Raw genomic sequence first — 20,545 nt, 5'->3', positions numbered from 1 at the left:
ACGCGCCCGATGGTTACGCGCCCGATGCAGCGGAGGCGCCCGAGGCGGCTTGTGCGGCCGCCTCGGAAGCGGGGCTGGCAGGAAGCTGCGCGGCGACGGTCTTGACCTTGTTGCCCGGATGCACCTTGTCGACGCCCTGTACGATCACGCGGTCGCCCGGCTGCAAGCCGTCTTCGACGACCCAGTTGGAGCCGTAGGTACCCGACGTGACGAGCGTGCGCAGCTCGACCTTGTTGTCCTTGCCGACGACGAGCGCGGTGGCCTGCCCCTTCTGGTCGTGCGTCACGCCGACTTGCGGCACGAGCAGCGCGGCGTCGTTGATGCCTTCCTGAATACGCGCGCGCACGAACATGCCCGGCAGCAGCACACGGTCCTTGTTGTCGAAGATCGCGCGGATCGTGACCGAGCCCGTGGTCTGGTCGACCGTGACGTCGGTGAACTGCAGCTTGCCGGTTTCGCCGTACGGACGCCCGTCTTCGAGGATCAGCGTGACCTTCGCCGCGTTCGGGCCCGTGGTCTTGAGACGGCCGGACTGGACGTCGCGGCGCAGCTGCAGCCCCTGCAAGCTCGACTGCGTGAGGTCGACATACATCGGGTCGAGCTGCTGGACCGTCGACATCAGCGTGGCCTGACTGGCCTGCACATAGGCGCCCGGCGTGACCTGCGAGATGCCGACGCGGCCCGTGACCGGCGACACGACATCCGTATAGCCGAGGTTGATCTGCGCGGTATCGACCGAGGCCTTGCCCGCGGCGACGTCCGCCGCCGCCTGGCCTTCCGACGCGACCGCGTTGTCGTAGTCCTGCTTGCTGACCGCATTTGCGGCAACGAGCACCTTGTAGCGGTTCGCCTGCGCCGTGGTCGTGGCGAGATTGGCCTGCGCCTTCGCCAGTGCGGCCTTCGCGTTGTTGAGCGCCGCGATGTACGGCGCCGGATCGATCTTGTACAGCCGCTGACCGGCTTTGACTTCACTGCCTTCGACGAACTCGCGCCGCAGCACGATGCCGTCGACGCGCGCGCGCACCTGTGCGACGAGGTACGCGCTGGTACGGCCCGGCAGTTCGGTGATGACGGGCACCGGCGTCGGCTGGACGGTCACGACACCCACTTCGGGATCTTGCGGCGGAGGAGCTGATTGTTTTGGTCCGCAGGCCGTCAGCAGCGCGGCGAGCGCCGCGGCAGGAAGCAGGCTGAACGATGCCCAGCGGATGGATACCCGTTTGACGCGCATGGAGCGACCTCTGTCAGAGACTGAGAAGAAAAAAACGCGCACGGCCACCGCGTGACGGCGGCAGGATCACGGCGCAGGATCAAGCAGGATCGCGAGGATCAGGCAGGACAAAGCGGCGGAATCGCGACAGCGCGCACGGGCGTCTTGCGACGCCCGCGACCGGAAGCCCATGGATGCGTATGCTGCGCGAGCACCACTCTTCGACTTGCGCCGGACCGGGAAAACTGCCGCACCTGCATCGTCGACGCACTGCGTCGGAAAGGCTGTGCAAAGGTTTTTGAAAGCATTGATGGCGGCAGTTAACCGGTTGGGTAAGCTGGATCATCCGATCGTTTAGGGTGCTATTATAGATACGTTCACGAATGCATGTAAAAGTTTGTTCGTGACGTCCCGATGCGTGTCTCCGCAAAAGCAGTTCCCATGAGAACGACTACACGAGATGATCTTTATCATCAGCGTTTAAAATCCTCAGGGAAAACCAGCAATACAGGCAGGTCTGAAGAATGGTCCGACGAACCAAGGAAGAAGCACAGGAGACGCGAAGCCGCATTCTCGATGCGGCCGAACAGGTGTTCTTCGAGAAGGGGGTTTCTCGCACTTCGCTTTCAGATATCGCACAGGCCGCAGGCGTTACGCGCGGCGCGATCTACTGGCATTTCGATAACAAAGGCGATCTCTTCACCGCGATGTTCGACCGCGTGCTGATGCCGCTCGACGAGCTGAAGGCGGCATCGCTCGATCCGCAGGAACCGGATCCGCTCGGCAAGCTCGTCGACATCCTGACCACCGTGCTGCGCGACACCGCGGTCGATCCGCGGCAGCGCCGCGTGTTCGACATCCTGTTTCTGAAGTGCGAGTTCGTCGAGGAGATGGGGCCGGTCATGGCGCGCCATCAGAACGATATGCGCGAAGGTATGGCGAACATCGCGGGCGGGTTGCGCAACGCGGTGTCGAAGGGACAGTTGCCGGCGGACCTCGATACGGCGCGCGCCGCCTCGATCCTGCATTCGTTCGTGAGCGGCGCGCTACGCGACATGCTGTTCCTGCCGTGTTCGGTCGACTTCGGCAAGCACGCGCACGAAATGGTCGAGGCCGTGATCGACATGCTGCGATACAGCCCCACGCTGAGAGTCCAGCGCGGCGACGAGCCGGCGCCGCAGCCATGATCCGCGGCGCGAGCGCCGCCTAACTGGCGCTGAACCAGCGCGCCACGTACAGCAGCAACGCGACGAAGAAAATCATCGCGGCCCACGCCCAATGCGGGACCACGTGCGGCGTGTGATCGTGATGCGCGCGCGCCGCAAACGTCGAATGCATCGCACGGCCGGTCAACGCGCCGCCATGGTCATGCCGCGTGCGGCGCGCCACGCCGGCCAGACTGATCGGCCGAAGGAACACATGCTGGCGCCGCGGTTGCGTGCCGCGCGACTGGTTCGGGCCTTGCCCGTGCTTTGCCTGCACGACTGCGCAGAACTCGGTGAAAAAATCGTCGGCCAGTTCGTGCAGCGCATTCTCGATCTGCCGCGCCGGCAGTTCGGCAAGCGGCCCCGTCGACGTCGCCCAGACCGAGTAGTCGATACGCGTGCTCGGCGCCTTGTCGGAAGCCTCGTCGTCCGCGCGCAGCGCGACGTCGATCTGGCCACGCAGCGAGCCGACTCCGCCCGCGCGCGCCTTGAAGTTCAGCGTGCGATGCGGCCGGTCGGGGGCGGTGCCGTTGTCGCTCGCAACGTGTGCGCGCACTTCGTAATGCGCACGCAGCGGCCCGAGCGGCACGGTCAGCGTCAGCGCGTATTCGCCGCCCGCGAGACGCGTGAACGACTCGCAGTTGTCGAGACTCGCGCGCAGCAACGCGAGATCCTGCATCGCATCCCAGACTTCAGACTGTGCAAGCGGAACTCTTAGCGCATTCGTTAGTTCCATGGCCGCCTCCCGATAAGCTCTCGACCGCGGGATCAGGATGTCTGATCGATGCGGTCGACACGCGACGCGTAAAACGCCAGATAGCCTTTGATTGCTTCGGCTCCGCCGATCGGGGCCTCATAACTCCATGCGGCGTTTTCCACGATTCCGTCCTCAGTGCGCAGATGAAAATACGATGCGTCGCCTTTGTGCGGACATCGGGACGTGTGGTTCGAGCGTTCGAGGCGCGCCATGTTGACGTCGGCGCGCGGGAAGTAGAAGGTATCGGGCGCGCCGGCTTCGGCGACCGTCAATGCAGCCTGGGTGTCGGCAAAGGTGATGCCTTGATGGATGACCCGGACCCGGTGCGGATTGCGCGAGATGCCGACCAGATGCCCGCACTGCGCGCCTTCCGGTGCCGGCTCGCCGGCCGAGCCATTACGCGCGGCGCCGCGTTGCTGCGAGGCGTCGCGGCCCTGGCCGCCGTTGGTCGAAACACCGCTCATGTCACCCGCTCCGGAATGAATCTGATGCCGCGTGTCGCTGTTGCGTGCCGCGCGTCTACCGCAGCGGCCGGTGCAGTTGCAGCAGACCAGCCGACTTTCTCGCAAGGTACGCTTTCGAAACAAAAAGCCACGGACCGAGGGCCCGTGGCTCAATTATCGATCAAACCGTCGTTGGTTGCGCGCGTTCCCGCACACTCGCAACAATTCGCTTCAGTTGGCTTACATCGGGGCTTGCATCGGCGCCTGTGCCGGGTTTGCTCCCGTCGATCCGCGCCTGCCGTCGCGCGGGCGTCGCGGATCACGGCTTACTGCGATCGCCAGTAGAAAGCCGCCTTGGCGGTGCCCTTCGCCGGTACGGTGACGGTTTTTGTCTGCGCGTCGTCTTTATACGACGCCTGGACCGTGTAGCGCCCCGGGCGCAATTTGACGAGCATATAGGGGCCGCGCGAGGTCGCATCGAGCACGTCGCCGCTATGCGCGTCGGAGATTTTCACATGGACATCGGCCAGATAGTCGGAACTGGGGCCGGTAAAGCGCAGCGATAGCGGCCAGCTATGTTCGGCCGCACGAAGCGCGTGCGACTCGTCGAGGCCGACGCCCCCGGACGTGTACGACACGTCGCCTTGTTGCTGGATCTGCGGCAGGCCGCCGCCGTTGGCGTTGCCGGCGCTCGTGCTGTCTGTCGTCGTGCCGCCGGTGACACTGCTTGCGCTCTGCGCGAATGCGCCTGATGCAAAGCCTGCGGATAACGCCGTCGCCGCCACCACAGACGCGACTACGGCGATACGACGGTTGAATTGGGACGGAGAAATTTTCATTGGTCAGCTCCTTTTCCGGGCTTCCCCGAACGGTGGAAATCCAACCCGATCAGCAAGCGGCATACCCGCTTGCTGTCCCCTTACCGGCCGGCCGCAGTGCTCCTCCGACACGACCGCGCACGCGGTGCGAATACGTGCCGGGCAGCCGCGCCCCGCCGACAGCCATTGCCCGATCAGCCGAGGTCGACCGGAACGAAGATCTGCGCGTCGTCGCGCTGGATCAGCAGCGCAAGGCTGTTACCGGCCTGCGACACCGCCTGCTTCAACTGGTCGACGTTCGACACCGGGCGCCCGTTCACCGCGAGAATCACGTCGCCGGGCTGGATGCCGGCACTGGCCGCCGCGCCGCCCGCCTGCTGGACCAGCAAACCGTGCGAGACCGACGCGCCGCTCTTCTCCTGCGGCGTGAGCGGACGCACCGCGACACCGAGACGCCCTTGCACCTGCGACGAAGACTCATCGTTCGAAGCGACCTTCGTATCCGAGAACGAGCCGATCGTCACCTTGATGTCCTTCGACGCCTTGTCGCGCCACACCGTCACGTCGGCCGTCGTACCAGGCTTCAGGTTCGCGATCTGCGTCGGCAGATCCGACGAGTCGGAAATCGCCGTGCCGTTGACCGCGGTGATCACGTCGCCGGGCTGCAGGCCCGCCTTCGCCGCCGGCCCGTCCTTGTCGACCGAGCTGATGAGCGCGCCCTGCGGCTGCTTGAGACCAAACGAATCGGCCAGCGTCTGGTTCAAGCCCTGCACCGCGACGCCGAGGCGGCCACGACTCACATGGCCGGTCTTCACGAGATCGTCCTTGACCTTCATCGCTTCGTTGATCGGGATTGCGAACGAAAGGCCCTGGAAGCCGCCCGTCTGCGAGTAGATCATCGAGTTGATGCCGATCACTTCGCCTTGCAGGTTGAACAGCGGGCCGCCCGAGTTACCGGGATTCACCGGCACGTCGGTCTGGATGAACGGCGTGTAGTTCTCGTTCGGCAGCGAACGCGATTTCGCGCTGATGATGCCCGACGTCACCGTGTTCTCGAAGCCGTACGGCGAGCCGATCGCGACGACCCACTGGCCGACCTTGCTTTGACGCGGGTCGCCGATCTTCACGGTCGGCAGATCCTTCGCGTCGATCTTCAGCACGGCGACGTCCGACTGCTTGTCCGCGCCGACGACCTTCGCGTGATACTCGCGCTTGTCGGTCAGCTTCACCGTCACCACGTTCGCGCCGTCGACGACGTGCGCATTGGTCAGGATGTAGCCGTCGCTGCTGATGATGAAGCCCGAGCCGAGGCTTGCGCTCGGCGTATCGGGCGAGTCGCCGCCGTCGTCGCCGCCGGGGCCTTGCATGCCCGGCACATTGCCGAAGAAGTGCTTGTAGAACTGATAGAAAGGATCGCTCGGATCGATCGGCAGCTGGTTATTGCCACTGCTGCCACTGCCGCCGCTGCGCAATGCCGTGCGCTTCACCACGTGCTTCGCGCTGATGTTGACCACCGCCGGCCCATACGTTTCGACGAGGCCGGAGAAATCGGGAATGCCGGTCTTGGCGGCCGCTTCGGCCGGCATCATCGCGGCCGCCTGGGCCGGCTGAATGACCTCGGGCGCCTGCATATTGTGGCGGCCGGCCACATAGCCGGCGGACAGCGCCACGGCGACTGCCGCGGCAACGGCACTGCGTGACAGCATTTTGACGTTCATCGTTCTTACTCCAGACAGGGAGAATGTTTTCTCGATGTGTCGCAGAGTAAGCGGCGTCGCTTAAAACAATCTTAAACAGACTGTTTCGGAAATTCGCCATAAAACAAGGCGTTTCAGAACGTCACCGTGACGAGCAGCCCGCCTGCCTCCGAGTCGCCAAGCGTGACGACGGCATGATGCTGAAGCGCGATGCGCCGTACGATCGCGAGCCCAAGGCCGCTGCCGGCGACATCGGTACGCACGCGACTCGCGCCCTCACCCACGCGATAGAAACGGTCGAATACGCGCGTACGCTCCTCGAGCGGAATTCCCGGTCCGCTATCGGCGATCCTGACGACCGGATGCCCGTCCTGCATCAACACGCAGACATCGACGCGCCCGCCGCTCGGCGTGTATTTCGTCGCGTTGTCGATGAGGTTGTTGAAGAGCACGCGCAGCGCTTCGAGATCGCCGCGCACGTGCGCGGCTTCATTACGCTCGATGCCGAGATCGACGCCGCGCTTCCCGGCAAGCGGTGCGTAAGCCATGACGCAGTCGTGCAGGAGCGCATCGAGATCGACGGAGTTCGCCGCTTCGCGGCCATCGGGCTCCGCGCGCGCGAGTGCAAGCAACTGTTCGGCAAGACGCGTCGCGCGCGTGACGCCCGCTTGCAGATCGGCGAGCGCTTCGCTGCGCGCGGCGTCGTCATGCGCGCGCGCGACGAGCTGCGCCTGAATCTGCACGGCCGCGAGCGGCGTGCGCAATTCGTGCGCGGCATCGGCGACAAACGCCTTCTGCGTATCGAGCGCGGCGGCGAGCCGTTCGAGCAGCCCGTTCAACGCGCGCACGAGCGGCCGCACTTCGAGCGGCAAGCGCGAATCGGGCAACGGATCGAGCGCTTCCGGATGGCGCGTATCGAGCGCGCCGGTCACCCGGCGCAGCGGCGCAAGGCCGCGGCCGACCACGGCCCATACCGCGACGCCGAGCAGCGGCAGCAGCACGATCAGCGGCCACAGCGTGCGCAGCGCGACGTTTGCCGCAAGCCGGTTGCGCACCGACAGCGGCTGCGCGAGCTGCACGACGTTATCGCCGACGATCGCGCCATAGACGCGCCAGTCGCCGCGCTCGGTGCGCTCGGTGGAGAAGCCGAGTTCGGCGCGCGGCGCGAGCGGCGCACGCGGATGCGAGTAGTACATCAGTACGCCATTGCGATTCCAGATCTGCAGCACGATGCCTTCATCGCCGGTATCGCGCGAGCTCAGGATTTGCGAGAACGGCTCGGCCGGCAGCGCCGCCGCGATTTCCTGCAGCTGATAGTCGAACAGTTCGTTCGCTTCGGCGAGCGCCTGACGGTAAATGAGCCAGCCCGCGATACCGACGCCGAGCAGCACGATTGCAAGCAGCCAGAACAGCAGTTGACGACGAATCGAACGCATCGTGTCAGGCTTCCTTCGCGATCATGTAGCCGAGGCCGCGTACGTTGCGAATCAGGTCCGCGCCGAGCTTCTTGCGCAGCGCATGGATATACACCTCGACCGTGTTGCTGCCGATTTCCTCGCCCCAGCCGTACATTTTTTCTTCGAGCTGGCTTTTCGACAGCACCGCGCCGGGCCGCGCGAGCAGCGCGGCGAGCAACGCGAATTCGCGCGCGGACAGCGCGACCGGCGCGCCATCGAGCGTCACCTGATGCGACGCCGGATCGAGCGTGAGCGCGCCGTGGCGGATCGTCGAATCGCTGCGACCCGACTGGCGGCGGATCAGCGCACGCATGCGCGCGCCGAGCTCGTCGAGGTCGAACGGCTTCACGAGATAGTCGTCGGCGCCCGCATCGAGGCCTTTCACGCGATCGGCCACCGCGTCGCGCGCGGTGACGATCAGCACCGGCACCGACAGGCCGCGCGTGCGCACCGTGCGCAACACATCGAGGCCGTCGCGCTTGGGCAGCCCAAGGTCGAGCAACATGACATCGTACGGTTCGCCCGAGACGGCGCTGAGCGCCGCTTCGCCGTCCTGCACCCAGTCGACCGCGAAGCCTTCGCCGCGCAGCGCCTTGCGTACGCCTTCGGCGATCATCCGGTCGTCTTCGACAAGCAGTATGCGCATGGCTTTCGTAATCCGCGGAGGAGAAGCCTGCATTCTAGCGCCCGCTTACGAAAGCTCGCGACGAGCGGCTTTTTTGCGCAGCGGCGCGGCAACTCTCTACAATGAGCGCTTTTGCGCGCCGGCACGTAGTTGCATTTGCGCTTCATACGCGCACGCCGCGCTTGCGCTGCCGGTGCCGGCCGCACACAATCCACGGCGTGGGCGGCGCGCCGTAGCAAGACCCGAATACGAAAGCTTTTCCGAAGATCGACCGTACATGACGCTCGCATCATTTTCTGCGCTTATTCGCGGCCCTCGTCGCTCCCGCCGCCCTGCCCGCGTTTCTTCGTACGCACGATATTTTTCACGTAGCGCGGCCGTGCTGTTCGCATGTGCCGCGCTCGTCTGCGCGGCGCCCGCGCAGGCACGGAAAAAAACGCAGCACCCGTCGGTCAATGTGACGACGGAACTGCCGCCCGCCGTGATGGCAGGCCTGCAGCGCGCGCATGTGCCGCTGTCGGCGGTCAGCGTGGTCGTCGAGAAGGTCGGCGATCGCACGCCGATGCTTGCACTGAATGCCGGCAAGCCGATGATGCCGGCCTCGACGATGAAGCTCGTCACGACCTACGCGGGCCTGTCGATGCTCGGCGCGGATTACCGCTGGCGCACGACCGCGTACGCGGACGGCAACGTCGATCCGAACGGCGTGCTGCACGGCAATCTGTACATCCAGGGCACCGGCGATCCGAAGCTCGTGCCCGAGGAACTGATCGACCTCGTGCAGAAAATCCACCGCGCGGGCATCACCGGCATCGACGGTGCGCTCGTGCTCGACAAGCGTTTCTTCGATCCGTCGACGCGCGACCTGCCCGCTTTCGACGACGACACCGAAGCGCCGTACAACGTCGGCCCGGACCCGCTGCTGTATGCATTCAAGTCGCTGTCGTTCACGCTGACGCCGTCGCCGGATGGCCACGTCGCAATCGACGTACTGCCGGCGCTCGCGCAACTGCAGATCGACAACCGTCTGCGCGCGACCGGCGGTCCGTGCCGCGGCGAGCTGAGCGCGCTCAATCCGGTCGTCACGCCCGAAGCGGGCGGCCTCGTCACGGCATCGTTCGACGGCAATTACCCGATGCGCTGCGGCGACCGGACCATCAACGTCGCGACGCTCGATCATTCGGCTTTTTTCGCAGGCGGCTTCCTCGCGCTGTGGAAGCAGACCGGCGGCACCTTCAGCGGCACGACGCGCGAAGGCGCAGTACCGGTCGGCGCGCGGCTCGTCGCCACGCATCTGAGCCCGGTACTGTCAGACATCGTTCACGACATCAATAAATTCAGTAACAACACGATGGCGCGCAATCTGTTCCTGACGATCGGCGCCGTCGAAAACAAACCGCCCGCGACGCCGGCGAAGTCGATCCGCGCGATCGATTCGTTCATGCAGGGCAGCGGACTGCCGACCGAGTATCTGACGCTCGAAAACGGTTCGGGCCTGTCGCGCAACGAGCAGGTCACGGCGCTGTCGCTCGCTGACGTGCTGCAGTCGGCCAACGCAAGCCCGGTCGCGCAGGTGTTCGTCGATTCGCTGCCGATCGCGGGTGTCGACGGCACGATGCGCCATCGCTTGACGCGCGAGCCCGTCAACGGCAATGCGCATATCAAGACCGGCACGCTGCGCGATGTACGCGCGATTGCCGGTTACGTCGCGTCGGCCGATGGCTTCAGCTATGTCGTCGTGAGCCTCATCAACGATCCGCATGCCGAAGCCGCGCGCGCCGCGCATGACAGCCTGCTCGAATGGGTCTATCAAGGGCCGCAGGCGGCCTTGACCGCATCGCTCGCCGAACCCGCTGCCCAACCGGCAACTGAGCCGCGGCGCAGCAAGCTAAGGAAAAACCCGAAGCGCGGCGCGCATTGAGGAATCCTTCTAGCAACGCGTGCGCGCGCGCAGAGCGAAGCGTGTACCCTGTCGGGCAGCGCTCGTCGCGATCTACGCGGGCAATGTGGTCTACGTGGCCAACGTGGCCTGTTGCGACTCATCGCAGCGCGTTGCGGTCAATGCGCTTATGAAAATCAAACTACAACGATCGCGTCAGCGGCAGCATGCGACGACGTAACGGCATGCAGTCGCGCGCGCCCAGGAGGGAGACGTCAATGCCACTCAATATGGAACTGCTCGCGCCTATCTTTGCGTCGGTCATCGCGTTGCAGCAGCCCGTGTAGCCGGGCCAGCATGCCGCGATCCACATCGCATTGCACTCAAGTATCGGTTCGACATGCCGTTCAACCGGACGAGCGCGCAGCACCGAACAGGCGTTGAGACGCCGCTCGCATCGCGTGCGGCGCGCCAATCTTGCGGGCATACGGGCTCCGAGCCCGCTACATAAACGAGAAGACCGGAGACAACATGAAGCAAGCATCACAGCCGTCCCGCCTGCGGCGCGCCGCGCAGATCGGTATCGCGAGCGCCGCATTCGCGGTGCTCGCCGCATGCGGCGGCGGAGACAACAATAGCAACACGAGCAGCGCGCCGGCGGGCGGCGTCAATCTGCAGGTCGTGTCGTTCGGCACGAGCCTTTCCGACGCCGGCACCTATTCTCCGGTCATCACGGCGAACTTCGGCGGCGGCCGGTTTACGACGAATCCCGGCGAAGTCTGGACGCAGAAAGTCGCCGAATACTATGGCGGCACCTTGACGCCCGCTTATCTCGGCGGCTTCGGTCAACCGCTCGTCGCATCGACGGGGCTCGACTATGCGCAAGGCGGCTCGCTCGTGAGCGGCCCGAACGGCATCGGACATGCGCCCGCGAACCTGCCTCCGTATGCGCAAGCGACGACCGTGCCGCTCGTGACACAGGTGCAGAACTACCTGTCCGCGCGCGGCGGCTTCAATGCCGGTCAACTGGTGCTCGTCGAAGGCGGCGCGAACGACGTGCTGGTCGCGGCAGAAACCGCGCAAGCGACGATTCAGGCGGCCGTCGCGCAAGGCGTCGATGTGAATACGGCGACGCTTCAGGCAGTCAGCGCGCAGGCCAATACGCTCGTCGCAACCGCGCAGCAAATGGTGCAGCAAGTGATCGCGCCGGTTCTCGCGGCCGGCGCGACGCATGTCGTGGTCGCAAATGTCCCCGATATTGCCATTGCACCGCTCGGTGTCAGTTCCGGACCGTCGGGTCAGCAATTGTTCAAGACGCTCGTCGGCGCGTTCAATCAGTCGCTCGCGGGCACGCTCGCCGTCACAGGCCTGATGAGCAAGGTCATCTACGTGCAGACCGATCAGTGGATCGACAACGCGGTGGCGAACTATCAGGCGAACGGATTTACCGTGTCGAATACGGGCACCGCGTGCAAGCTCGCGGAGATGCAGGCCGCGGCGCAGCAGTTCGGCGAATCGGATCCGAGCGCGTTTGCGTCGTCGCTGTTCTGCTCGCCGCAGCTCTACACGGTGGCGGGCGCGGACCAGAGCTACATGTTCGCCGATACGATTCACCCGACTACGCATTTGCACGCGCTCTTCGCGGCGAACGTCGAGCAGGCCATCGCGGCGACGGGGCTTGGGAAGTAAAGCGCGAGGCGTAGCGCGGCGGTCGGCACGCGAGTACACGAGTACACGAGTACACGAGTACACGAGTACGCGAGTACGCGGCTATTTTTTCACGCGTGTCGCGCCAGATAAGAATGCCCAACCCGTTCGCCTGGCTAAGCATTTTTTCCGCGCCTAGTCGGCGCCCGATGCCTCGAATGCAGCCGCGGCGCGGCCGAGCCGATCGTTGACCGCGATCCACTCGAGCGTATCCGGCAGCTTCTCGATCAGAATTCGCGCGACGTTTGCGCGATCGAGCGCGCGCAGCAGTCCGTACAGATCGCGAGCATAGGCATGCGGGTCTTCGGGCGCGGCGACGAAGTGAACGCCATCGGCATCGGCCCAACGCCCCGCGCGCGAAGCGCGCGCGACCAGTGCGACACGCTCGCCTGCATCGCGCGCAGCCGCGAGCAGCGGCTCGAGCGCATCGAACGGCAACAGCGCGAGCGGCGTGCGCGGCGCATAGTGCGCCTTCAACGTACCCGATGCACGCGGCGCCGTCGCATCGGAGCCATCGGGCAGCCGCGGCATCTCGCCGAGCACCTCGGCGATGTCTTGCGGCGTCACATGTCCGGGACGCAGCAGCGCCGGAAAGCCGCGTGACAGATCGACGATCGTCGATTCGATGCCGACATTCGACGGCCCGCCGTCGAGCACATGAATCGCCGCGCCAAACTCGTCGCGCACGTGCTGCGCCGTCGTCGGGCTGACGTGACCAAAACGGTTTGCCGACGGCGCCGCGACGCCGCCATGTCCGCCGCGACGCGCGCTGAACGCATCGAGCAGCGCTTGCGCGACCGGATGCGACGGACAGCGCAAGCCGACCGAATCCTGCCCGCCGCTGACGGCAGCAGGGATATGCGCCGCGCGTTTCAGGATCAGCGTGAGCGGGCCGGGCCAGAACGCGTCGATCAGCCGCTGCGCGTCGGCCGGCAGATGGTCGACCCAGTAACGCGGGTCGCCATGCGGCGCGAGATGCACGATCACCGGATGATTGGCCGGACGCCCCTTCGCCGCGTAAATGCGCGCGACAGCCTCGGGACTCCGCGCATCGCCGCCGAGACCATAGACCGTCTCGGTCGGAAACGCCACGAGTTCGCCGGCATCGAGCAAGGCTGCCGCGCGCTCGATTTGCGCGGCGTCGATTGGCGAAGACGAAGGCGCAGGCGTAGCGTCCCGGTCGCGCCCGCTCACGCCGGCGACGCCATCGCGAGACGCCGATGTGCCCGCTTTGCCATCTGGCTGTTTCGATTGATCCGGCATGATCGGAACCGGCGTTCAGCTCGTCGGAATATGCAGCAGCCGCGCGCAATCGCGAGCGGCCGTGCGCGCTTCGTCGAGCGTCGCCGCAGTGAAATTCACGTGGCCCATCTTACGGCCCGGCCGCGCCTCTTCCTTGCCGTACAGATGCAGGCGCGCGGCCGGCATCGCGGCCACTTCGTGCCATGGCGGCGTCACCGCGGCGCCGCAGTGCGCGCCGCCCTTCGCCGCACCTGCGCTCTTCGCATCGTTCGCGCTGCCCGGGAACCACACGTCGCCGAGAATATTGAGCATGACCGCCGGCGAGTGCTGGCGCGTGTCGCCAAGCGGCATCGCCGTCATCGCGCGCACCTGCTGCTCGAACTGGCTCGTGGCGCACGCGTCGACCGTGTAGTGGCCTGAATTGTGCGGCCGCGGCGCCATTTCGTTCGCGACGAGCGAGCCGTCTTCGAGCACGAAGAACTCGACGCACAGCACGCCGACATAGCCGAGCTTCGCGGCGATCTGCAGCGCCGCCTGCTGCGCCTGCATGACGAGTGTCGGGCTCGCATCGGGCGCGGGGACGATCGTATGCGACAGCACGCCGTTGCGATGCGTGTTCTGCGCCAGCGCGTAGACGGCCGACGCGCCGTTCGCGCCGCGCGCGATCAGCGCCGACACCTCGAACTTGAGCGGCAGCCGCTTTTCGAGCACACAGGCGACGCCGCCGAGCGACGCATGCGCTTGCCGCACGTCGTCGGCATTGTTCACGCGCACCTGGCCCTTGCCGTCGTAGCCGAGGCGCGCGGTTTTCAGAATGCCGGGCAGTACCGCTTCGAGCGCGGCGTCGCCGAGCGCGGCGAGCGCATCGGACGATTCGATCACCACATGCGGCGCCACCGGCACACCCGACGCGGCGATAAAACGCTTCTCCGCGATCCGGTCCTGCGCGACCGCGACGCAGCGTCCCGCAGGACTCACGAACGTCGTGCGCGCCAGAAAATCGAGGCTTGCCGCCGGCACGTTCTCGAATTCCGTCGAGACCGCCGCACACAGCCGAGCGAGTTCGGTGAGCGCTGCTTCGTCGTCGTAGGCTGCGCGCAGATGCTTGTCCGCGACCGAACCGGCCGGGCTCGTTTCGTCCGGATCGAGCACGGCGACGCGATAACCCATCGCCTGCGCGGCGAAGCAGAACATGCGGCCGAGCTGGCCGCCACCGACCATGCCCAGCCATGCGCCGGGCAGAATCGGTGAAACCGGGGTGTTGTCAGAACTCATATTCAAAGTCGCTTCGGGATCCGATGGGTTCACAGCGAGGGCAGCACCATCGCATGCGCCGCCTGATTCTGACGCACGCGGAATGCGGCGAGCTTGTCCGCGTATTCGGGCAGCGTGCCCGAGAGCATCGACACCGCGAACAGCGCCGCATTCGCCGCGCCCGCTTCGCCGATCGCAAACGTCGCGACCGGCACGCCCTTCGGCATCTGCACGATCGAGTGCAACGAATCGACGCCCTTCAGATACTTGCTCGCAACGGGCACGCCGAGCACCGGCACCGTGGTTTTCGCAGCGAGCATGCCGGGCAGATGCGCCGCGCCGCCCGCGCCGGCGATGATCGCGCGCAGACCGCGCTCGCGCGCGCCTTGCGCATACGCGAACATCTCGTCGGGCATCCGGTGCGCGGAGACGACCTTCGCCTCGTACGGCACGCCGAACTCCTGCAGCATCGCGACCGCATGCTTCATCACGTCCCAGTCGGAGCTGGAGCCCATCAGCACGCCGACGAGCGGCGCGTCGTGAGCATGTACTGCGGCGGTTTGAACTTCACTCATGTTCTACGGATTCCTTCATGCGTCCTTGATGCGTTTTCACGCGTCCTTCAGGCGAGCGTCTGCCCGGTCAACCGTTCGAGCGCCTCGCGGTATTTGCCGGCCGTCTTCGCGACCACGTCGTCGGGCAGCTTCGGCGCCGGCGGCTCCTTCTTCCACGGTTGCGTTTCGAGCCAGTCGCGCACGAACTGCTTGTCGAACGAAGGCGGGTTCGTGCCGACCTTGTATTCGTCCGCCGGCCAGAAGCGCGACGAATCGGCCGTCAGCACTTCGTCCATCAGATACAGCTTGCCGTGGTTGTCGAGGCCGAATTCGAACTTCGTATCCGCGATGATGATGCCGCGGGTCGCGGCGAAATCGGCGGCCTCCTTGTACAGGCGAATCGAGATGTCGCGGATCGTCGCCGATAACTCGGTACCGATGCGGCGCTCCATTTCGTTATAGGTGATGTTTTCGTCGTGATGGCCCATCTCGGCCTTCGCGGCCGGCGTAAAGATCGGCTCGGGCAGTTTCTGCGCGTTCTGCAGGCCGGGCGGCAACTCGACGCCGCAGATCGCGCCCGTCGCCTGATAGTCTTTCCAGCCGCTGCCGGCCAGATAGCCGCGCACGACCGCTTCGACGAGAATCGGCTCGAGCTTCTTCACGACGACCGCGCGCCCTTTCACCTGCGCCACTTCGTCCGGCGCGACGACCGTTTCGGGCGCGACGCCCGTCAGGTGATTCGGCACGATGTGCTTGAGCTTCTCGAACCAGAAGTCGGCCATCTGGTTCAGCACGCGGCCCTTGTCCGGAATCGGCTCGCCCATGATCACGTCGAACGCCGACAGACGGTCGGTCGTGACGATCAGCAGCTTGTCGTTGCCCACCGCATAGTTGTCGCGGACCTTGCCGCGGCCCAGCAGCGGCAGCGAGCGGAGCGTGGATTCGTAAAGGGTAGACATCGTCGTGGCTCGTAAAAAAAGTGCTGAAAATGAGGCAAAAACACTGCCCTGACAAAGGGTGCAACGTGAAGGCGAACAGCAAAGGGAAAACGCCGTTCCCCGGGGCAAGCGGGAACGGCGATGCACCTTCGAACTACACGGCGCGCGGGCGGGGAATGTTGCAACCGCGCTGCAACCGCGTTGCAAACCGCGTCGCCGCCCGCGCGCATGCGCCTCTTCGACTGCTTTGGCCTTAGCGAATCACCTGTGCGAGTTCGCCCGCCTTGTATCGCTCCGCCATCTTGTCCAGCGCGACGGGCTTGATCTTGCCGGCCTGCCCTTCGCAACCGAACGCGACGAAACGATCGACACACACCTTCTTCGCCGCCTCGCGGGCCGGTTTCAGATAATCGCGCGGATCGAACTTCGACGGATTCTGCACGAAGTAACGGCGGATCGCGCCGGTGATCGCGAGGCGCAGATCGGTGTCGATATTGATCTTGCGCACGCCATGCCTGATGCCTTGCTGAATCTCTTCGACCGGCACGCCGTACGTTTCCTTCATGTCGCCGCCGAACTCGCGAATTTCAGCGAGCAGTTCCTGCGGCACCGACGAGGAACCGTGCATCACGAGGTGCGTATTCGGAATGCGCTCGTGAATTTCCCTGATGCGCTGGATCGACAGGATATCGCCGGTCGGCTTCTTCGAGAACTTGTACGCGCCGTGCGACGTGCCGATCGCAATCGCGAGCGCGTCGCACTGCGTGAGCTTCACGAAATCGGCGGCCTGCTCGACATCGGTCAGCAGTTGCTCGCGCGTCATTGTGCCCTCGGCGCCGTGACCGTCCTCCTTGTCTCCCTTCATCGTTTCCAGCGAACCGAGCACGCCCAGTTCCGCTTCGACCGTCACGCCGATCGAATGCGCCGCTTCGACAACCTTGCGCGACACGTCGACGTTGTACTCGTACGATGCAACCGACTTGCCATCCGCTTCGAGCGAGCCGTCCATCATCACGCTCGTGAAACCGCTGCGGATCGCCGCCATGCACACCGCCGGCGATTGCCCGTGATCCTGGTGCATCACGACCGGGATGTGCGGATACGACTCGACCGCGGCTTCGATCAGATGACGCAGAAACGGCTCGCCCGCATATTTGCGCGCACCGGCCGACGCCTGCATGATCACCGGCGAACCAACCTGATCGGCCGCCGCCATGATCGCCTGCACCTGCTCGAGATTGTTCACGTTGAAAGCCGGCAAGCCGTAGCCGTTTTCAGCCGCGTGGTCCAGCAATTGACGCATTGATACGAGAGGCATTTGCTACTCCTTGGATTTCAAACGAAAACCTTGGCCCGCGGCATCTTTGCGTCGAAAGCGCAATTTTACGTGAAGCAGGTCGCGTTCCCGTGCGCACCGGACGAGCGCCGCGCGTCGTGCGTTCGACGCGCGCCTGCTGTGGGGTGCGCCGCCTCTCCCGGGATTGGCGGCCCGCCGCGCGATGCCGTTGATGCGCTGACGTCGCGTTGCAAGGCGATCGGTCAGCCGGTTGCGGGCGTGATTCTTTTAAGTGTCTTTACCGCGGCGCGCTCCATCCCGCGCCGCGCTTGCACCCCGCGCGGTTTCCCGCGCGGGTTTCCTGCGTCCTGCCAGTCCGGTCGATCAGTACGGCTCGCCGACGCGCACGATCTTCAGCGTGTTCGTGCCGCCTGCCTGACCCATCGGCTCGCCGACCGTCAGCACGACCATATCGCCGCGCGCCGCATAGCCCTTGCTGACCACCACTTCGAGCGCCTGCTGCAACGCGATGTCGCGATCGGTCGAGCTGTCGAGATGCAGCGGGTTCACGTTGCGGTAAATCTGCATCGCGCGCTCGCTGCCGATGCGCGGCGTCAGCGCGAAGATCGGCACATGCGTCCAGTGGCGCGACATCCACAGCGCGGTCGAACCGGACTCAGTCAACGCGACGATGGCCTTCGCGCCGAGGTGATACGCGGTGAACAGCGCGCCCATCGCGATCGACTGATCGATGCGCGTGAACGTGCGGTCGAGGAAATCGCGATCGAGTTCGACGTGCTCGGACTTCTCCGCTTCGACGCAGATCGCCGCCATCGTTTCGATCGTCTGCACCGGATACTTGCCGGCCGCCGATTCGGCCGACAGCATCACCGCGTCGGTGCCGTCGAGCACCGCGTTCGCGACGTCGGACACTTCGGCGCGCGTCGGCACCGGCGCATGGATCATCGACTCCATCATCTGCGTCGCGGTGATCACGAACTTGTTCGAATCGCGCGCCATCTTGATCATGCGCTTTTGCAGCGCCGGCACCGCCGCGTTGCCCACTTCGACTGCGAGGTCGCCGCGCGCGACCATGATGCCGTCCGACGCGTCGAGAATGCCTTGCAGCGCAGGAATCGCTTCGGCGCGCTCGATCTTCGCGATCATCTTCGGCTTGATGTTGTACGGCGCGCCCGCGATATTCGCGAGCTGGCGCGCCATCTCCATGTCGGTCGCGTTCTTCGGGAACGACACCGCGACATAATCCGCGCCGAGCGACATCGCCGTGCGGATGTCTTCCATGTCTTTCGCGGTCAGCGCGGGCGCGGTCAGGCCGCCGCCCTGGCGGTTGATGCCCTTGTTGTTCGACAGATCGCCGCCGATCTTCACGACCGTGTGGATCTCGTTGCCGATCACGCGCGAAACGCTCAGCACGATCAGGCCGTCGTTGAGCAGCAGCACATCGCCCGGCTTCAGGTCGCGCGGCAGGTCCTTGTAATCGAGACCGACGCGCTCGTCGTTGCCGAGTTCCTCGTAACCCGCATCGAGAATGAACGTATTACCGGCGACGAGCGTGACCTTGCTGTTCTCGAACTTGCCGACGCGAATCTTCGGGCCTTGCAGATCGGCCATCAGGCCGACTTCGCGGCCGACTTGCCGGGCCGCTTCGCGTACGAATTCGGCGCGCTGACGGTGGTCGTCGGCGGTGCCGTGTGAAAAGTTGAGCCGCACCACATCGAGGCCTGCCTCGATCATTTGTTTCAGGGTTTCCAGCGTGCTGGAAGCCGGGCCGATGGTAGCGACTATCTTGGTGGCGCGATGCATGAGTCTCCTCGTGTGGGTTGAACCGCTGGGAAGTGCGCTCTGAGTCGGATGCGGAGGCTGCGCGCCGACGGTGACTGCCGGGGCGAATGCGCCGTTTGCGCTGCTGGTCCTGCCGCGTACGACAAGCGCGGCGGCCGGCATCGGCGTCGGGTTCTGGGGTATTGCCGCGCGGTGGGCCGCGCTATTCGTGTTCTGCGTGTTCTGGCTATTGTGCGCCTGCGGCTGGTGCGCAGGCGTGGTCGAAGCGGGGGTGGTTTGCACCGCCACTTCGGGTGCATCGGCAACGGCAACGTCGGCTGCCGTTTGTGCTTCGATCATCGGTTCGCCGGCCGCTCGCCGCGGCCGCGCACCGTCTTTCGCTTTTGTTGCGCGCTCTCCTGCCGTTGATCCCGCACGCGACGAGGAACGCGTTTTTCGAGTGGTGCTGGAAGGAGAGCGCTGTGCCACGGTCAGGCCCGCGATTCGAGAACTTCGACGGCCGGCAGCTTCTTGCCCTCGAGGAATTCGAGGAAGGCGCCGCCGCCCGTCGAGATATAGCTGACCTTGTCGTGAATGCCGTATTTCGCGATTGCCGCGAGCGTATCGCCGCCGCCGGCAATCGAATACGCGGGCGACTTCGCGATCGCGTCGGCGAGCGTCTTCGTGCCGTTGCCGAACTGGTCGAACTCGAATACGCCGACCGGCCCGTTCCAGACGATCGTGCCGGCCTTGCCGAGTTGCGCGGCCAGCACCTTCGCGGTTTCCGGGCCGATGTCGAGAATCATGTCGTCATCCTGCACGTCGGCGACCTTCTTGATTTCGGCCTTCGCGGTCGGCGCAAATTCCTTCGCCGTGACGACATCGGTCGGGATCGGCACCGAGGCGCCGCGCGCTTTGGCCTGCTCGATGATCGCCTTCGCTTCCTCGACGAGGTCGGCTTCGGCGAGCGACTTGCCGATCTTCAGGCCCGCGGCCAGCATGAACGTATTCGCAATACCGCCGCCGACGATCAGCTGGTCAACCTTCTCGGCCAGCGACTTCAGGATAGTGAGCTTGGTCGACACCTTCGAACCGGCGACGATCGCCACGAGCGGCCGCTTCGGCGCGCCCAGCGCCTTGCCGAGCGCCTCGAGCTCGGCGGCGAGCAGCGGCCCCGCGCAGGCGACGGCCGCATGCTTCGCGATGCCATGCGTCGTTGCTTCGGCGCGGTGCGCGGTGCCGAACGCGTCGTTCACATAGACGTCGCAGAGCTTCGCCATTTTTTGCGCGAGTTCGTCGGAATCTTTCTTTTCGCCCTTGTTGGTACGGCAATTTTCGAGCAGCACGACCTGGCCCGGCGCGACGTTCACGCCGTTTTCGACCCAGTGCTGCACGAGCGGCACGTCGCGGCCGAGCAGTTCGGCGAGCCGCTTCGCGACCGGCGCAAGCGAGTCTTCGGGCTTCAGTTCGCCCTCGGTCGGACGGCCCAGGTGCGACGTGACCATGACGGCCGCGCCGGCATCGAGTGCAGCCTTGATGCCGGGCACCGATGCGCGGATACGGGTGTCTTCAGTGATGTTGCCCGCGTCGTCTTGCGGGACGTTGAGGTCGGCGCGAATGAACACGCGTTTGCCGGACAGCTTGCCTTCGGCGATCAGATCGGAGAGACGCAATACGTGGCTCATGGACATGTGTTTGCGA

Annotated in this window: 17 protein-coding genes; 3 read left to right on the top strand and 14 right to left on the bottom strand. The window is 65.2% G+C overall.

From position 1 onward, the window contains the following. Positions 1 to 13: 13 nt before the first annotated feature. Entirely contained in the window at positions 14 to 1,231 is a 1,218-nt protein-coding gene (locus QYH69_RS00765) for an efflux RND transporter periplasmic adaptor subunit (protein WP_308830028.1), read from the bottom strand. A gap of 503 nt (positions 1,232 to 1,734) precedes the next feature. On the opposite strand from QYH69_RS00765, the gene QYH69_RS00760 reads away from it, so the two are divergent. Continuing rightward, a complete protein-coding gene (locus QYH69_RS00760) occupies positions 1,735 to 2,397 on the top strand; it encodes a TetR family transcriptional regulator (RefSeq protein WP_308830027.1) in 663 nt (220 codons plus the stop codon). Positions 2,398 to 2,416: 19 nt separating this feature from the next. Here QYH69_RS00760 and QYH69_RS00755 read toward each other — a convergent pair whose 3' ends face one another. The 6 genes from QYH69_RS00755 to QYH69_RS00730 form a co-directional block, all read right to left on the bottom strand. Continuing rightward, on the bottom strand, positions 2,417 to 3,151 hold the full coding sequence (locus tag QYH69_RS00755; RefSeq protein WP_308830026.1) for an SRPBCC domain-containing protein: 735 nt from the start codon (positions 3,149 to 3,151) through the stop codon (positions 2,417 to 2,419). A gap of 32 nt (positions 3,152 to 3,183) precedes the next feature. Beyond that, positions 3,184 to 3,636, bottom strand: coding sequence for a DUF427 domain-containing protein (locus QYH69_RS00750; RefSeq protein WP_308830025.1), 453 nt, complete (start codon positions 3,634 to 3,636; stop codon positions 3,184 to 3,186). A gap of 305 nt (positions 3,637 to 3,941) precedes the next feature. After that, positions 3,942 to 4,454, bottom strand: coding sequence for a carboxypeptidase-like regulatory domain-containing protein (locus tag QYH69_RS00745; RefSeq protein WP_308830024.1), 513 nt, complete (start codon positions 4,452 to 4,454; stop codon positions 3,942 to 3,944). Between the two features lie 173 nt (positions 4,455 to 4,627). Next, the gene (locus tag QYH69_RS00740) at positions 4,628 to 6,151 is read right to left on the bottom strand and encodes a DegQ family serine endoprotease (protein ID WP_308830023.1); all 1,524 of its coding nucleotides are present in this window, start codon (positions 6,149 to 6,151) and stop codon (positions 4,628 to 4,630) included. A gap of 113 nt (positions 6,152 to 6,264) precedes the next feature. Beyond that, complete coding sequence (locus QYH69_RS00735; RefSeq protein WP_308830022.1) at positions 6,265 to 7,566, bottom strand: ATP-binding protein; 1,302 nt, start codon at positions 7,564 to 7,566, stop codon at positions 6,265 to 6,267. 4 nt (positions 7,567 to 7,570) lie between these two features. After that, complete coding sequence (locus QYH69_RS00730; protein WP_308830021.1) at positions 7,571 to 8,233, bottom strand: response regulator; 663 nt, start codon at positions 8,231 to 8,233, stop codon at positions 7,571 to 7,573. A gap of 256 nt (positions 8,234 to 8,489) precedes the next feature. Between QYH69_RS00730 and dacB the strand changes: the two genes are divergently transcribed. Continuing rightward, complete coding sequence (dacB, locus tag QYH69_RS00725; RefSeq protein WP_308830020.1) at positions 8,490 to 10,133, top strand: D-alanyl-D-alanine carboxypeptidase/D-alanyl-D-alanine-endopeptidase; 1,644 nt, start codon at positions 8,490 to 8,492, stop codon at positions 10,131 to 10,133. 489 nt (positions 10,134 to 10,622) lie between these two features. Then, on the top strand, positions 10,623 to 11,780 hold the full coding sequence (locus QYH69_RS00720) for an SGNH/GDSL hydrolase family protein (RefSeq protein ID WP_308830019.1): 1,158 nt from the start codon (positions 10,623 to 10,625) through the stop codon (positions 11,778 to 11,780). 153 nt (positions 11,781 to 11,933) lie between these two features. On the opposite strand, the gene QYH69_RS00715 is transcribed toward QYH69_RS00720, so the two are convergent. From QYH69_RS00715 to QYH69_RS00685, 7 genes are all read right to left on the bottom strand, one after another. Further along, a complete protein-coding gene (locus QYH69_RS00715; protein ID WP_308830018.1) occupies positions 11,934 to 13,061 on the bottom strand; it encodes an L-threonylcarbamoyladenylate synthase in 1,128 nt (375 codons plus the stop codon). Between the two features lie 15 nt (positions 13,062 to 13,076). Next, positions 13,077 to 14,315, bottom strand: coding sequence for a 5-(carboxyamino)imidazole ribonucleotide synthase (locus QYH69_RS00710; RefSeq protein WP_308830017.1), 1,239 nt, complete (start codon positions 14,313 to 14,315; stop codon positions 13,077 to 13,079). Between the two features lie 29 nt (positions 14,316 to 14,344). Beyond that, positions 14,345 to 14,869: a 5-(carboxyamino)imidazole ribonucleotide mutase gene (gene purE / locus QYH69_RS00705; protein ID WP_075155862.1), complete on the bottom strand. Its 525-nt coding sequence runs from the start codon at positions 14,867 to 14,869 to the stop codon at positions 14,345 to 14,347. Positions 14,870 to 14,916: 47 nt separating this feature from the next. Next, positions 14,917 to 15,807, bottom strand: coding sequence for a phosphoribosylaminoimidazolesuccinocarboxamide synthase (locus QYH69_RS00700; RefSeq protein WP_308830016.1), 891 nt, complete (start codon positions 15,805 to 15,807; stop codon positions 14,917 to 14,919). Between the two features lie 232 nt (positions 15,808 to 16,039). Then, positions 16,040 to 17,104, bottom strand: coding sequence for a class II fructose-bisphosphate aldolase (gene fba, locus QYH69_RS00695; RefSeq protein WP_308830015.1), 1,065 nt, complete (start codon positions 17,102 to 17,104; stop codon positions 16,040 to 16,042). 342 nt (positions 17,105 to 17,446) lie between these two features. Then, entirely contained in the window at positions 17,447 to 18,886 is a 1,440-nt protein-coding gene (gene pyk, locus QYH69_RS00690; protein ID WP_075158555.1) for a pyruvate kinase, read from the bottom strand. A 449-nt stretch (positions 18,887 to 19,335) separates the two neighbouring features. Next, positions 19,336 to 20,529, bottom strand: coding sequence for a phosphoglycerate kinase (locus QYH69_RS00685; protein WP_308830014.1), 1,194 nt, complete (start codon positions 20,527 to 20,529; stop codon positions 19,336 to 19,338). Positions 20,530 to 20,545: the final 16 nt, after the last annotated feature.

It is taken from the genome of Paraburkholderia sp. SARCC-3016, assembly GCF_031119615.1.
Taxonomy (GTDB): domain Bacteria; phylum Pseudomonadota; class Gammaproteobacteria; order Burkholderiales; family Burkholderiaceae; genus Paraburkholderia.
Note: the sequence above shows the minus strand (reverse complement) of the source record. Positions and strands in the feature narration are given on the sequence as shown.